17 protein-coding genes are annotated in these 14,307 nt (G+C 65.6%); 6 read left to right on the top strand and 11 right to left on the bottom strand.

Annotation, left to right across the window (positions count from 1 at the left end; translation table 11 throughout):
• Positions 1-974: 974 nt before the first annotated feature.
• Positions 975-1,190, top strand: coding sequence for a hypothetical protein (locus N5095_RS02750; RefSeq protein WP_267620800.1), 216 nt, complete (start codon positions 975-977; stop codon positions 1,188-1,190).
• 106 nt (positions 1,191-1,296) lie between these two features.
• On the opposite strand, the gene N5095_RS02745 is transcribed toward N5095_RS02750, so the two are convergent.
• Both N5095_RS02745 and N5095_RS02740 read right to left on the bottom strand, forming a co-directional pair.
• Positions 1,297-2,148: an eIF2B alpha/beta/delta subunit family protein gene (locus N5095_RS02745; protein WP_267620798.1), complete on the bottom strand. Its 852-nt coding sequence runs from the start codon at positions 2,146-2,148 to the stop codon at positions 1,297-1,299.
• A gap of 238 nt (positions 2,149-2,386) precedes the next feature.
• Positions 2,387-2,539 (bottom strand): hypothetical protein, encoded by a 153-nt coding sequence (locus tag N5095_RS02740; RefSeq protein ID WP_267620796.1) that lies wholly within the window; start codon positions 2,537-2,539, stop codon positions 2,387-2,389.
• A 249-nt stretch (positions 2,540-2,788) separates the two neighbouring features.
• Between N5095_RS02740 and N5095_RS02735 the strand changes: the two genes are divergently transcribed.
• Complete coding sequence (locus tag N5095_RS02735; protein ID WP_267620794.1) at positions 2,789-3,631, top strand: RNA ligase family protein; 843 nt, start codon at positions 2,789-2,791, stop codon at positions 3,629-3,631.
• Positions 3,632-3,899: 268 nt separating this feature from the next.
• The gene (locus tag N5095_RS02730) at positions 3,900-5,195 is read left to right on the top strand and encodes an O-acetylhomoserine aminocarboxypropyltransferase/cysteine synthase family protein (RefSeq protein ID WP_267620792.1); all 1,296 of its coding nucleotides are present in this window, start codon (positions 3,900-3,902) and stop codon (positions 5,193-5,195) included.
• A 66-nt stretch (positions 5,196-5,261) separates the two neighbouring features.
• Here N5095_RS02730 and N5095_RS02725 read toward each other — a convergent pair whose 3' ends face one another.
• Positions 5,262-5,915 (bottom strand): ribonuclease HI family protein, encoded by a 654-nt coding sequence (locus N5095_RS02725; protein WP_267620790.1) that lies wholly within the window; start codon positions 5,913-5,915, stop codon positions 5,262-5,264.
• Between the two features lie 201 nt (positions 5,916-6,116).
• Positions 6,117-6,290: a hypothetical protein gene (locus N5095_RS02720; RefSeq protein WP_267620788.1), complete on the bottom strand. Its 174-nt coding sequence runs from the start codon at positions 6,288-6,290 to the stop codon at positions 6,117-6,119.
• Between the two features lie 174 nt (positions 6,291-6,464).
• Between N5095_RS02720 and N5095_RS02715 the strand changes: the two genes are divergently transcribed.
• Together N5095_RS02715 and N5095_RS02710 are read left to right on the top strand one after the other, a co-directional pair.
• Positions 6,465-6,998, top strand: a complete 534-nt coding sequence (locus tag N5095_RS02715; protein ID WP_267620786.1) for a GNAT family N-acetyltransferase — start codon at positions 6,465-6,467, stop codon at positions 6,996-6,998.
• Entirely contained in the window at positions 6,998-7,576 is a 579-nt protein-coding gene (locus N5095_RS02710) for a GNAT family N-acetyltransferase (RefSeq protein ID WP_267620784.1), read from the top strand. Before N5095_RS02715 ends, N5095_RS02710 begins: the two co-directional genes overlap by 1 nt.
• A gap of 101 nt (positions 7,577-7,677) precedes the next feature.
• Here the strand turns inward: N5095_RS02710 and N5095_RS02705 are convergent, their stop codons facing one another.
• The 7 genes from N5095_RS02705 to N5095_RS02675 all read right to left on the bottom strand — a co-directional run bounded on the left by N5095_RS02705 (position 7,678) and on the right by N5095_RS02675 (position 13,827).
• Positions 7,678-8,961 carry an MFS transporter gene (locus N5095_RS02705; protein ID WP_267620782.1) on the bottom strand — a complete coding sequence of 428 codons (1,284 nt, stop codon included), beginning with the start codon at positions 8,959-8,961 and terminating at the stop codon, positions 7,678-7,680.
• A 21-nt stretch (positions 8,962-8,982) separates the two neighbouring features.
• Entirely contained in the window at positions 8,983-10,104 is a 1,122-nt protein-coding gene (locus N5095_RS02700) for an MBL fold metallo-hydrolase (protein WP_267620780.1), read from the bottom strand.
• A gap of 301 nt (positions 10,105-10,405) precedes the next feature.
• A complete protein-coding gene (locus N5095_RS02695; protein WP_267620778.1) occupies positions 10,406-11,404 on the bottom strand; it encodes a sulfite exporter TauE/SafE family protein in 999 nt (332 codons plus the stop codon).
• Between the two features lie 2 nt (positions 11,405-11,406).
• On the bottom strand, positions 11,407-11,556 hold the full coding sequence (locus tag N5095_RS02690) for a DUF7512 family protein (RefSeq protein WP_425499011.1): 150 nt from the start codon (positions 11,554-11,556) through the stop codon (positions 11,407-11,409).
• 94 nt (positions 11,557-11,650) lie between these two features.
• Positions 11,651-12,124 carry a YeeE/YedE family protein gene (locus N5095_RS02685; RefSeq protein ID WP_267620776.1) on the bottom strand — a complete coding sequence of 158 codons (474 nt, stop codon included), beginning with the start codon at positions 12,122-12,124 and terminating at the stop codon, positions 11,651-11,653.
• Positions 12,121-12,618: a YeeE/YedE family protein gene (locus N5095_RS02680; protein WP_390202505.1), complete on the bottom strand. Its 498-nt coding sequence runs from the start codon at positions 12,616-12,618 to the stop codon at positions 12,121-12,123. Before N5095_RS02680 ends, N5095_RS02685 begins: the two co-directional genes overlap by 4 nt.
• Before the next feature lie 24 nt (positions 12,619-12,642).
• Positions 12,643-13,827 carry an MBL fold metallo-hydrolase gene (locus N5095_RS02675; protein WP_267620774.1) on the bottom strand — a complete coding sequence of 395 codons (1,185 nt, stop codon included), beginning with the start codon at positions 13,825-13,827 and terminating at the stop codon, positions 12,643-12,645.
• A 233-nt stretch (positions 13,828-14,060) separates the two neighbouring features.
• Between N5095_RS02675 and N5095_RS02670 the strand changes: the two genes are divergently transcribed.
• Positions 14,061-14,306, top strand: coding sequence for a sulfurtransferase TusA family protein (locus tag N5095_RS02670; protein ID WP_267620772.1), 246 nt, complete (start codon positions 14,061-14,063; stop codon positions 14,304-14,306).
• Position 14,307 lies beyond the last annotated feature (1 nt).

Genomic DNA, 14,307 nt, shown 5'->3' with positions numbered 1-14,307 from the left:
TCGTCGACCCGCTTCGTGTTCTGAACCGGCACTCCAGCGTCGTGCTGTTCTGCTCTCCCACGACGACGGTGACTGCTGTCTGCGGGTACGTCACCGATTTTCGCTCTCCGACACTTCTGGGTCTACGGCTGTCATGGTCGCGTTCCCGACTGACCTAACGTCGTCGTGACCGATACCGACGAGAGCACGAAGCGGTGCTACGGTCGGACGACAGCCGACGACATTGGTCAAGCGCCCTGTCTCGAACCGCCGACGAAGCCGACTGAGAACGGCTACACGGTCTCGCAGCCGAGGGGTACTAAGTTAGCGGCTCTGCCCTGGGAGATGAGGTGTCCCGTGTCGGGACCGGCGACGCGCCCCCCCAAACCCGACCGGTAAACTGCCACCTCGCTCGTGCGAGGGACGGTCCTGCGAGCGGGTCGGTAGTGACGTCGTCCGGATCGGCGATGCCTCCGATAACTACTTTCCGATAACACGTGTTCAACATAAGTATTCGTAATAGCCAAGACTGGCCGTACAGCTACTTATAACGACAAAAAGCATAATAATCCTGCTTGCTACATCCAAAAGTAATTATATAGAATAAATTAACTCTAAAATGGCTCAAAAAGAATTTTGAGAAGCAAACTCGATCCGTGAAGTTATCTACGGAGTATTGCAGAGAAGAAGCCGATTCAGACGATATAAGGAACGAGCACTGTCGGGATCGAATCTAATATTTACGTAGATACTTCGAACGTGGAACCCGTCTCCGCGCTCACGTGACGAACAGAGCCGAACGTGTCGTACCGCGATGGTGTCGCTCCGTTATCAGGGTGCTGTTGTTTTCCGTCGTGGCTCGTGGGCTGAGGTGGGTCGGCACCGATTCCGCCGTCTCCTCCGACGCCCTGATTCCGGAGTCCTCGATAGCCGTCCGTTCGACAACGGGCCGTTCCGGAGAAAGATACTTATCGGTGGATGTGAGAGCGCATATCATGGCGAACTCGCAGACGCCACTCACCCCCCGAGAGGAGGCGACGCTCGAGCGGGTCGGTGCGGTCGTCGGCGGGACGGAGTCGAAGCGGCGGTCGGACGTGCTGTCGGCGCTCGCCGAAGCCGGCTATCCCGAGTCGGAGGCCGACTCGCTCCTCGACCGGTTGCTCTCGAAGGGGTACGTCTACCTCGTCGACGACGAACTCCACGTCACGTGAGCACGGCCACCGGAAGCCCGGTACCGGCCGTTCACCGCTACACGTCAGTCGACGGGTGCCTCGGTAGACGACTCGCTACGACGGGTCGGGACGACCATCGGAGCGCTCAGAACTCGATTACGCTGTCCTCCGTAACGACCGTCTCGAGTAGCCGCGTCGGCGTTCCGTCGTACTCGGGGTTGCCGACGTTGAACCCCTCGGCCGGCTCGAGCAACACTTCGGGGGAGGGACCGAACTCGTTGTCGAAGTCGAACCCGCTCCCGATGAACTTCGCGGCAGAGCCGACGACGGTCACCGGGACCGCTTCGGACGCGGCCGTGGCGGCGATCGGGTACGTCCCGACGGTGTTGTAGACCGTGTCCTCGACGAGGCAGTTCATTCCGACCAGGACACGGTCAGCTTCGGACAGGTAGTACCCGACAGCCCCGTCGACGACGAGCGTCGTGTCGACGCCGTCCCTGCCGGCGAACCGGCGGGCCGTCTTCCGCCCGAGATATCGCGGTCGCGCTTCGGCCACGTACAGTGTGAGTCGTTTTCCCGACTCCAGTACGCGGTCGAGTGTCGCCATCACCGTCGAAGAGTGCTCGTGGACGAGCAGTGTGTCACCGTCGTCGACGAGTTCGGCCGCTCTCTCGGCCGCCCGTCGCTTGCTCTGCTCGACTCTCGTGACGGTGTCCTCGATGACCGAGTTCAGTCGTGCTTTGGCCTCGTCCACCGTGGTGGGGTCCAGTTCGTTGACTTCGGCGATAATCCGCTGCTGGGTCGTGTACAGTATCGCGTGCGTCTGATTCGCCTGCCTGAGTGCCCGGCTGTTGCTGACCAACGACCGCATGAACTCCTCGACGGTGTGGTACTCCCGAGTAGACAGCTCCCGGAGCGCTTCGGCGGCTTTCACTGCTCCGATAGACGGGCTCTGAATCTCGTCGCCCTGAATCTGCCGCACCGTCTCGTCTATCATGGTTGTACCTGACCCCCGACTGGTATGGCTGTTCCTGCTTCGCGGCCGGCGTCGAGTCCGTCGCAGGCGCCAGTTCTCAGCGGCAGGGAGACGAGACCGGCGTGTGGTCGACGCGTCCGAGACGTGATTCCGAGGGCGACCGGGGTTTCGTCCGGCGCAACGGTGCCCGTCGGCCTGCCCCTGCCGTCTCCGACGAGACGGTTCGCCCGCCAGCCCTCTACTCCCGCCGCTCCCGGGGTCAGTTCCCGACGAGCGTCAGAAAGTGGGCTGCCTCCTGGAGATACGCTTGCTCCTCCGCCGAGAGTTGCTCGTAGGCGTCGGCGCCGACCGCGTGGTCGAGTGCAGCCTGTGCGTCCGCGATGTCGTCCCCGACCGTCCGATAGTCAGTCATACTCACGAGAATCGACTTCAGGGTGATAAGCGTCCGGCAACCAGTCGGTGAGTGCCCCCGGTTTTCACGAGTTTTGATAACTTCCGTCCCGTGAGGACCCCCGTGAAACGCTCACAGACGCTCCGACGACCGCTCGCCGCCGTTCATCGTCTCCCTCGTAGAACGCCGTCGACTGTCGAGGCCACCGTAGTCGACCACTCACACCGCAGGGGCTGATTCTTATTGGGGCGAGCGACAACTGGGAGTGTGATGAAGCGATACCCCTCGATTCCCCACCTCGAGGACGGCTCGACCGTCCACGAGCGAGGGCATCTCTGGATACTCGAGAAGGTCGACGGGGCGCACCTCCGCTTCCAGCTCCAGCGTTCGGGTGCGATTCGATTCGGCGACCGGACGCGGGTGTTCGAGACCCCCGCCGACGTACCGGAACCGTATCGACACGCCGTCCGTCACGTTCAGGAGAACCTCGAGCGTGCGGCACTCCGGCGCGCCGTCGACGACGTCGAGGACGTCGTCTTCTTCGGCGAAGCGATGCACCGACACACGATCGACTACGACTGGGAGCGCACTCCGTCGTTTCTCGGCTTCGACGTGTGGTCGGCCGACGCCGAGACGTTTCGCGCACCCGACGCGGTCGAAGGAATCTTCGAGCGCCTCGGCCTGACCCCCGTGAACGCCGTCGAACGGGAGCGGCACACGCGGGACTTCGACCCGAGTCGCTACACCGTCCCGCAGTCCGCGTGGTACGACGGCCCCGCCGAAGGGGTGGTCGTTCGGGACAAACGCGGTCACAGAGCGCAGCTGCTCCACCCGGAGTTCCGAGAGGCGAGCGACCCCACTCCGCTCGAGGCATCACCGGACGAACTGGCCGCCAGATACGCGACGGAACGACGATTCGACCGGCTCGCAGCCGACCTCGAAGCCGAGAACCGAGCGGTGACGTTCGACGCGCTCTACGACCGTGTTCTGGACGACATCGTTCGTGAAGCGCATCCGCGACTGTACCACGACACCGACCCGGTCGATATGCGGGCGTTCCGTTCCGCCGTCGCGACTCGTCTCCACGCGTTCGTCGACGCTTCGTCCCAGTGATGCGTACATGGTCTCGGCGGCGAACCGTCACCCCCTGGTCTGTTCATCCTCCCGGTCCGTTCATCCTCCCGGTACTCCACGGTTTGAGCCGACGGAGACGCCCGACCGGAGTCGCCCGGACCCGTTCTCCGTTCCTCGCCTCCCTTCTCCCTCTCCGACGGCTGTGGTGACGTCGCCGCGTAATCACCCGCGCTCTCTACGAGACACACTGCAGGCAACATTCCGTCACGAGCCCCACGGTAATACGCGATACTCACGATACCCCGGTATGGGCGACCATCCAACAGACCGCTCGATCTCGACGGACTCACTCCACGCCGGACAGGACCCGGACCCGGCCACTGGAGCGCGTGCACCGCCGCTGTACCAGACGACTTCCTACGTCTTCGAGGACGCGGAGGACGCCGCTTCCCAGTTCGCACTCGAGAAACCGGGCTACATCTACTCCCGGCTGATGAACCCGACGGTGGAGACGCTCCAGGAGCGGATGGCCGCGCTCGAGGGCGGCGTCGGTGCCGTCGCCACCGGGTCCGGGATGGCCGCACTGGACCTCACGACGTTCGTCCTCGCCGAGGCGGGCGACAACATCGTCTCCGCGTCCTCGCTCTACGGTGGGACCTACACGTACCTCACGCACTCCGTCGAACGCCGAGGCGTCTCCACCCGGTTCGTCGAGACCCTGGAGTACGACGCCTACGAGGAGGCCATCGACGACGACACGGCGTACGTCCACCTCGAGACCATCGGCAATCCGGCGCTCGACACCCCCGACATTCAGCGGGTGGCCGACATCGCCCACGAGAACGGCGTGCCGCTGTTCGTCGACAACACCTTCGCGACGCCGTATCTCTGCCGTCCCCTCGAACACGGGGCCGACCTCGTCTGGGACTCCACGACGAAGTGGCTCCACGGCTCCGGGACGACCGTCGGTGGCGTCGTCGTCGACGGCGGGTCGTTCCCTTGGGCCGACCACGCCGAGAAGTACCCCGAAATCGCACAGGACAACCCCGCGTATCACGGTGTGAACTTCGCGGAGACGTTCGGGGAGGCGGCGTTCACCTACACTGCCATCGCGCGCGGGCTGCGCGACCTCGGAAATCAGCAAGCGCCCTTCGACGCCTGGCAGACGCTCCAGGGGTTGGAGACCCTCCCGCTCCGGATGGAGCGCCACTGTGAGAACGCGATGACCGTCGCCGAGTATCTCCAGGACCACGAGGCCGTCTCCTGGGTCACGTACCCCGGACTCGAGTCGCATCCGACACACGAGGCCGCCAGCGAGTATCTCGACGGTGGCTACGGCGGGATGCTCACCTTCGGACTGGAAGGCGGCTACGAGGCGGCTCGGAAGACCGTCGAATCGACCGAGCTCGCGAGCATGCTCGCCAACGTCGGCGACGCGAAGACGCTCATCATCCACCCCGCCAGCACTACCCACCAGCAACTGACCGACGCCGAGAAGGAGGCCTCCGGCGTCACCGACGACCTGATACGCCTCTCGGTCGGCATCGAGGACCCCGCACACATCGTCGCGGACCTGGAGCAGGCTATCGAAGCGACACAGTAGCGAGTTCGGGAACGTCCGACTCGGCCACCCGCGTTCCGTTTTCCCACGCTCGAACGGCGGCTACGCCTACCCCGGCCCGAGCGATGCGATGTCGGCGCCGACCGTCGCCAGCGCGTCGGCGGGGTTCGGGTCGCTGTCGGCCAGGTGCGTGTACCGATGCTCGGGGACCGTCGAGAGCGCCGTCGCGACGGCTGTGCTGTAGGTCTCGACGCCCGGCTCCGTCGGGTCGTCACCATCCCAGACGTCCCGGATGACGGTCATCGAGTCGATACGAACCTCCAACCTGCGTGGCTCGTACCGGGCGAGTAGTTCGGAGAGTCCGAGCTGAAGCGCCGCGTACTCAGCGGTGTTGTTCCCCGTTCGGGAGCCGACGGGACGGCCGAGGCGGGCGAGTTCGTCCTCCACTTCGTCGAGGATGACTGCACCCGCACCTGCGGGGCCGGGATTGCCCCGTGAACTCCCGTCGACGTAGAGGACGAACGCGTCGTCCGCTGGTTCGGGAATGGGCGGTCGGGTGAGCTCCGAGGACCGCACACGTTCGAGTGCCGCTCGTAGCTCATCGCTGGTAGTCGCAGGGTCGAACAGGCCACCGTAGCCCGGGACGGCGTCGTCGATGGTCTCGATGGCCGTCGCGACCTCGTATCCGACGCCTGCGAGGACGTCGTCGACGAGCGCGGCGAGCGGCGAGAGGTACTCGGCGGGGAGCGGCTCCTCGTTCACGCTGTCGACCCCCTCCCCCCTCGGCCTGGAAGTCCCGTCCCCTCGCTCCGAGTCCGTCCCGTCGACAGGTCACACCGCTGCATAGTGGTCCTCCGTGGGCGAGCGGGATAACCGCTTCAGGTGACCTCGAATCGAAGTGGTCCGTCAATCCGTCTCCGGATAGACGTCCACGGTCTCTCTCGGGCGGCCGGCTGGGTCGTGTTACGGCCTCGAACTCGTCCCCTGTTCCGTCCGGCCGAGATAGGCATAGCAGTTCGGACACTGGATAGGCCGGGAGCCGTGCGGGTCTCTCTCCCCGCGGAAGTCCATCCAGTCGTAGCCGCGGCCGCAGTCGTCACAGACGACGATAATCGCCACGTGAACCCATACTGCCATCGCCCCTATCTCCGCTTCGATTTCTCTGCTCTGCGCTCCTCCCGTCGGTGCCGGGCTACGGTACGAGGGTGGTCGGATTGCAGAAGGGCTACGCGCCTCGTTGCCCGCTTCGACGACGAAAACCCTCGTCGTTCTTTCACAAACGCTTTGAACACGCCTCCGACATCGAGTGGTATGCCTGGCCCCGTCTTTTCGGCTGGCGACCGCGTGAGCCTCCACACGGTCGAGGAGGAAGACCTCGACGCGTTCGCACGCGCCAGAAGCGACCCCGACGTCCGCGTTCCTCTCGGCGTCGATTCGCCGGGGAATCGCGACACCCTCAAGGAGTTCTTCGAGGAGACCGTCTCGAGCGACGACGGCTACTGGTTCGTCGTCGCTGCCGCCGAGGAGACCGTCGGCGCTGTAACGTTCCCCAGCGTCGACCCTTCGTCCGGGAGGGGCGACCTCTCTTGCTGGATTCTCCCCGAACACCAGGGGGAGGGGTACGGGAGCGAGGCGGTGTCGCTCCTCCTCGCGTACGGGTTCGACGAACTCCGTCTTCACCGCGTCCGTGCGGACTGCTTCGCGACGAGTGACGCGTCCCGGCGGCTCCTCGAATCGCTGGGGTTCACTCGGGAGGGTCGGTTCCGCGACGCTACGTTTCAGGACGGGGTCTACGAGGACGTCCTGCGCTACGGACTCCTCGTCGACGAGTGGAGGGCGAACTGATGCCCGGTCCCGCCTTCCTCCGAGGGGAGTCGGTTAGCCTCCACGCGTGGGACGAAGAGGACCACGAGTTCTTCCAGAGGAATCGCAACCGGGAGGTCGTCCGCCGTCCGCTCACCGACGTCTCGCCGCGAAACCGGAAGCAGGTCGAGGAGTTCTTCGAGAAACGGGTGTACGGAGACGACGACGACGGGATGGTCTTTCTCGTCTGCACGGGCGAGGAGTCGGCCGCGCGGACCGGCGACGCCGACGAACTGACACGGGTCGGGGAGGTCGCCATCCCCTGGGTCAACCAGCCGTCCGGCTCCGGGATGCTCATGTACTGGGCGACCCCGGACCAGCAGGGGAACGGGTACGTCCCCGCGGCGACGACGCTGCTCTTGGACCACGCGTTCGGCGAACGCCGCCTCAACAAGGTCTGGGCGATGGTCGTCGAGCCGAACAGGCCGTCACAGGCCGTTCTCGAAGGTCTCGGCTTCCAGCAGGAGGGCACCTACCGGAAGGAGAACTGGTACGAGGGCGAGTACGTCGACTGTCGCCGATACGGCCTGCTCGCCGAGGAGTGGCTGGCGGACGCCTGAGCTCCCGGCGGTCCAGTAGCCCCGGATATCGTGGCGGACGGTGTGGCAGCGGTCTTCGACTCGTGGTCGTGTCGCTCGCGGGCTCTGCGGGCTCCGCCGATTCAGCCCTCGTCGACGGACTGCGACAGCTGCGTCGGCTCCGAACGGTCGGTTCGTTCCGGGTGGGTCTCTCGCATCCAGACGACCGTGACGGCTCCGGAGGCGAACATCGCGGCGGCGACGGCGTAGAACGCGGCCTCCGTCGAGACCAGGTCCGCCGTCACGCCGATGAGGACCGCCCCGAAGCCGTACCCGGCGTCGCGCCACATCCGGTAGACGCCGAGTCCGGTCGCGCGCCACGAGGGGTGGGCGGCGTCGCCGACGACCGTTATTAGGTTCGGGTAGAGCAGCGCCATCCCAGCACCGGTGACGCCGGCAGTCGCGACCCACGGCCAGTACCCCTCGACCAGGACCGTCGCGAGTACCCCTCCGCCGGCGAGGAACATCCCCGCGACGATGGGCGGCCGTCGCCCGATGTCGTCCGCGAGTTTTCCGGTGTAGAGCTGGAGCACACCCCAGACACCGCCGTACACGCCGACGACGACGCCGACCTGTGCGACCGACAGTCCGGCACTCGTCAAGTACAGCGGGTAGGCGATCCAGACGAGCGCGTCGACGAACTTCTCGACGCTCCCGGCCTGTGCCGCCGCAAACAGCGTCCGGTCTCCCCACGTCGCACGCTTCAGGACGGAGCGGAAGGGGAGGTCGGCATCCGTCCCGTCGCCGTCTTCAGATTCGGCTTCGGCCTCGGCTCGTGCGTAGGGGAGCGTCTCCTCGACGAACAGGACCGAGACGACGAGCCCGACGAGGACGACGCCCGCGAGAACGTAGAACGGCTCGGGGCGAAGGCTGTACTGTGCGGCGACCACGCCCGTCACCCACGACCCGACGGCGACGCCACCGTATCCGAACGCCTCGTCGAGGCCGACGGCGAACCCCCGCGCGTCGCTCCCGGCGAGGTCGATCTTCGCGTTGACACTCATGCTCCACGCGAGTCCCTGGTTGACTCCCAGCAGTACGTTCCCGAGCGTTATCCACCACCAGTTCGGCGCGTAGACGAGGACGACGGGAATCGGCAGCGCGACGAGCCAGCCGGCGACGAGGATGGGTTTCCGACCGTAGGTTTCGGACCACTTCCCGCCGTAGAGGTTGAGCAGGGCCTTGACGAAGCCGAAGCTCACCACGAACGAGCCGATGACGAGCACCGACTCGACGCCCAGCACGTCACGGCCGAGCACGGGGACGACGTTTCGCTCGGCGCCGATGGTCAGCCCGACCGCGAAGACGGTGAGCAACTGCAACGCGAACTGTGACCAGTTTCGTCGGATGCCCTGCGTGTACGACATCGAAAAAGTTCGCCTCGGTGCTCAGTTGGCCGCGCAGTTGTTGGGGCCGAGTTCGAGTTCCTCGACGTCGTCGCCGGGCTGTTGCTTGCCCCAGTTGATCTGCTTGATCTCGTTGTAGTTCGCGGGCTCGTCCGCCAGACTTTCGACGATAGTCCCGACGAACGCCTCCTCGTCGCCCTCTTCGACGTAGCTCAGTAGTTCGTTGGTCGTCTCCTCGCGGAGCTCGCCGAGCTGGGTCGCGAGCGGTCGGACGGCTTCGTCGCTGAAGTGGCCGGGGAGCACGACCGTCCCGTCGTCGAGGTCGAGCAGTCCGCCGAGACTGTCGAACAGCAGGCTCGCGGCCTCGCGGACGGCGTCCTCGTCGCTGTCTTCGAGGTCGGGGCGGCCGACGCTCCGGAGGAACAGTGTGTCCCCGGAGAGGAGCGCGTCGCCGTACACGATGGAGACGCTCCCGGGCGTGTGACCGGACGTGTGGCGCACCTCGAGACCGCGGTCGCCGACCTCGATGGTGTCGCCGTCCGCGAGCTCGGTCACGCGGTCGAGTTCACCCGAGTCCTCCCCGTGGAGGTAGTACGGAACGTCGAGTTCGCCTGCGAGCCGACGCGCCCCGGAGACGTGGTCCGCGTGGGCGTGGGTGTCGACGACGCCGACGACCTCGACGCCCCGCTCGTCGGCGGCGTTCAGGTACTCGTCGACGTACTGCGTCGGGTCGACGACGACGGCCTCGTCGCCGTCGTGGACGAGATAGGAGACACAGCCCGTCCCGGGGCGCACGACCTGTACGACGCCTTCTACGCCCTCGACGTCGTACTGGCGGTGGACGCGACCCCAGCCGTTCATGCCGTCGTCGATAGACTCGGCGTCGTACCCGTGTTCGCGGAGGAACGACGCGGCGCGACCCGACGTGACGCCGGCGATGCAGACGACGACGATCTCCTCGTCTTCCGGAAGCTCGTCGAGATTGTCTTCCAGCGTGGAGTAGTCGTTCTCGAGCAGTTCGTCGTAGATAGGCAGGTTCGTGCTGCCGGGAATCTGCCACTCCTCGAAGTCCTCCTCGCGTCGGACGTCGAGGATGAACGGGTCCGACTCCTCGTCTTGGACTCGCCGTGCGACCTCCGCCGCCGTGTATCCAGTCTTGCTCATTACGCCCACAACTCAGCACGGAAAACACTTAAGCTCGTCGGCTTCGGAACTCCACCTTCGACTGTCGAAATCGGCAAACACCCGCTGAGTCCGTCCCAGAGGGGTTTGCGGTGGCGCTCTTCTCTCTGTGGAAGATTGTCCGAGGTCGTCGTCCACACCGTCGGCTCATCCCTCTGTTGTGGCACTGTTACAATCGTGTAGGGGGCCGTCGCGGAGACGACACGACCCTCGGAATGGGAGCGTTAGGCCGCCGGTCGAACGTCCGTTCGGAAGTCGACTCGGCGTCGGTGAGGCGAACTCGTCACGTGGTGGTGAGTCGACACCACGTCCCCGTGCCGTCGTTTCGGAGACGGCAGATGGCGGCGAGGACGACCGCCCCGCTGACGAGGACCGCCGCACCGAAGATGAGCACGATACTGACCGTGTTCAGGAGTCCGATTCCGTACGCGGTTCCGAGCTCCTTCGCGGCGACGGCGACACTCCCGGCGAGCAGCATCGCCGCGAAGTACCCCTTGATGGCGTCCTCCTCGACGAGTTGTGTCGCACCCGCACCGATGCGGGCGCCGAGTGCGCTCCCGGCGAGCAGTGCGCCGACGACCGGCAACGCGACCGACCCGGACTGGGCGTAGCGGAACGCGCCGAACGCTCCGGAGATGGTGATTTGGAGGATGTCCGTCCCGACGGCGACGGCGGCGGGGACGCCGAGGCCGTACATCATCGCGGGCATCAGTAAGAATCCGCCGCCGACCCCGAGGAACCCGGACAGCACGCCGATGACGAGACCGACCGCGAAGACGATGGTGCCGGACACGCGGACGTCACCGCGCAGCGTCACCATCGGCGGGATGTGGAGCGACTGCACGCGGTCGGCGAGGTCACGCCCCGTCGAGTCCGTCTCCTCCGAGCCCCACGCGTCGCGTAGCGTGAACAGGCCGACGACCGCGAGCAGGCCCACGTACGCGACACTGATGATGAGGTCCGCCATCCCGGTCGAATCCAGGAAGAACACGACGCGCTTCCCGCCCTCGATGCCGACGGTCATGGCGAGGGTCATGATGAGCGCGAGTTTGTAGTCGACCTGTCCGTGGTCACGGTGCCGGAGCGCGCCGATGACGCTCGTCCCGAAGACGAAGGCGAGCCCGCTCCCGACCGCAACCGTCGACGGGTAGCCCATCACCAACAGAGCCGGGGTGACGAGGAACGACCCGCCCATCCCGAAGAACCCGAACAGGATTCCGATGAGCAGCCCGAAGCCGACGAATATCCCCACCATCATCGGGGTCAGTCCGAGGATGTCCATCCTCAGTCACCCCCGACTGCGTCGAGAATCGTCTCTCCGACGACGCTGCTGAGAGCGCCGTACCCTACGTACAGTGCGATAGCCTCCGCGAGGACGAGCCCTATCGTCGCTATCGCTTCCGCCGACCCGCTCATACTTTCGATCCCTAGCATCTCAGTTCTCTCTCACGACTGTGTGTGCCATTTCGACTATTAACCAATACTGCTCGCCGCGACCCATCGACCCACCAGTTTCGAAACATGGGACTCAGTCGGTGGTCGTGGCGGCCGTCGCGCCGGCGTCGTCGGCCCGGGAGGACCGAACGAACCCCTGTGCGTACGCGCCGAGGAACATCCCGAGGATGGCCCACAGGATGGTGACGTTGCCGAGGCCGACGCTCGCGTAGGCGGCCCCGGGACAGATGCCCGAGACCCCCCAGCCGACGCCGAATATGACGCCACCGATGGGGACGTTCCTGTCCATGGTTTTCAGGCGACGGGTGTACCCGCGACCGGTCAGCGGCGCACGGTCGAGGAAGTTCGTGGCGCCGAAGATGGTCACGCCGGAGACGACGGCGGCCCCACCCATCACGAACAGCAGGCCGAAGTCCTCGAACTGGAGGAAGTCCAGGACGATCTCGGGTTTCGCCATCCCGCTGAGGCCGAGACCGAACCCGAACACGAGACCCCCGAGCAGGATTACGAGGGTGAACGCGACTCCGCGCTCGTCGTCGCCTCTCATGGCGACACCCCCAGGGCGGCGACGATCTGGGCCGTGCCGATGGCGACGGCCATGAACGTCGCGACGTTCACCAGCGAGGTTTCCGAGAGCGAGCCGACCCCACAGACGCCGTGGCCGGAGGTACAGCCCTTCCCGACGCGGGTACCGACGCCGACGAGGAAGCCGCCACCGAGCAGGCGCCACCACTGGACGTCGGTCGTCCAACCGAACTCGCCGAACGCGAACGCGTAGACGGCGGCCCCGCCGACGATGCCCAGCGTGAACACCACGCGCCAGTCCCGGGAGGCCAGGTACTTCGCCCGGTTGAACCGGGGAACGCTCGAGACGTACGACAGCGTCGACTCGAGAAACGTACTCGCGCCCGCGATGATGCCCGTCCCCAGGTAGATGACGGCGACGCCGAGGCCGATGAGCAACCCACCGACGGCGTACTGGGCGACGCCTCTCGGGAACAGGTCCGCGAGCGCGACCAGCGGGAGTGTGGTCATGTCCATTGGCTTAGTTCGAACGCTCCGTCATCAGTCACTCGTCATCGCGTCGCTGCTGGCGGCGCAGTTGTTCGGCCCCAGCTCCAGTTCGAACGCCTCCTCGTCGTCGGTGTCCTGCCGACCGAGGTTCGTCGCGATGATCTCCTCGTAGTTCGAGGGGCGCGGGGGCATGTCCGAGAGGACGAACTCGACGAACTCCTCGCGCCCCATCGACAGTGCGTCCATCCTCGCCTCGAGGTCGCCGAGCCGCGCGGCGTACGTGCCGTCCGTTCGGGGCGTGGCGGCGTCGCTGAAGTGTGCGGGTGCGACCAACACGTCGTCGTCGAGCGAGAGCACCTTCGACTGGAGCGTTTCGTACAGTTCGGCTGCGGCCGCGCGAGCCTCCTCGTCGTCGGCGCCTTCGAGGTCGGGTCGAGCGACACTCTCCGTGAACAGGCCATCGCCGGTGAGGAGCACCGCGTCGTTGACGAGGTAACTCGTCATCCCGGAGGTGTGACCGGGCGTGTGGAGCACGTCGACCCCGACGGCGCCGACCGAGAGCGAATCGCCGTCGGCGACCGTCTCGTAGTCGACGTCGTAGTCGACGCCCCGCTCGACCGCCGCTTCGGGGAGGACGACCCGTGCGCCCGTCTCGGCGGCGAGTTCGCGGACGCCGCTGACGTGGTCGGCGTGGACGTGCGTGTCGATTGCGTACTTGATTTCTGCACCCATCGCCCGCGCGTCCTGCACGTAGTCGTCGACGAACGCCCGAAGCGGGTCCACCACGGCGGCTTCGCCGTCACTGACGACCATGTACGCCATGCAGCCGCTGGAGGGCCGCTGATACTGCGCGACCGTCGCGTCGGTGTCGGCGTCGAGTTCTCGGTACTCGTAGATTCGCGCCCATCCTTTCATACCGCCCTCGAGGTTGACTGCGTCACGGCCGGCGTCGAGGAGATGATCGGCGACGAGCTCGCTCGAGCCACCCTTCGCACAGACGACCACGGTCGGGTCGCCGTCGGGGATGCGCTCCAGTTGCTCCTCGCTCACGCCGTCGAGCAGTTCGAAGTAGGGAAGGTTGACGACCTCGACGCTGTCGCCGTCGATGCCCCACTCCTCGAACTCGCTCTCGGCGCGCACGTCGAGAATCGTGACGGGCTCGCCGTCGTCGATACGCCGTTTGACGTCCTCGGGTGCGATCGATTCCACTTCCACGTCCGGTTCGGGAGCGTCCATCTCTACCTCTCGCTACTGGGCCCTCCCACATAAGGGTTTGCATGGTATTTCACAAGAGTCACAATACCATCTCTCGCCACTGCTCGGCTCAAAACGCGCATGAGATACAATACGGGACTCTGAGCCCAGCATCTCCACTATCAGTAGTGCATTACTAGCCCAAGAATCGACAACCTTTTCAGTGGTCCCATGATATTGTGGGGTAAGCCCAATACGGAACGGGCAGACCCACAATGAGTACGGAATACACTGTCACCGAGACGCTCGACGTGAAAGGCGAATCGTGCCCGATGCCGGTCGTCAAGACGAAAGGCGCCATCGACGACCTGAGCGAGGGGGACGTACTGGAGGTACTCGCGACCGACTCCGGCAGCATGAGCGACCTGAAGGGGTGGGCGGAGACGACCCCGGGTGTGGAACTCCTCGACCAGGAAGCGGACGGCGACGTGTTCAAACACTACGTGCGCAAGACGGAGTAAC

This window comes from Halobium salinum (assembly GCF_026586625.1).
Taxonomy (GTDB): Archaea; Halobacteriota; Halobacteria; order Halobacteriales; family Haloferacaceae; genus Halobium; species Halobium salinum.
Note: the sequence above shows the minus strand (reverse complement) of the source record. Positions and strands in the feature narration are given on the sequence as shown.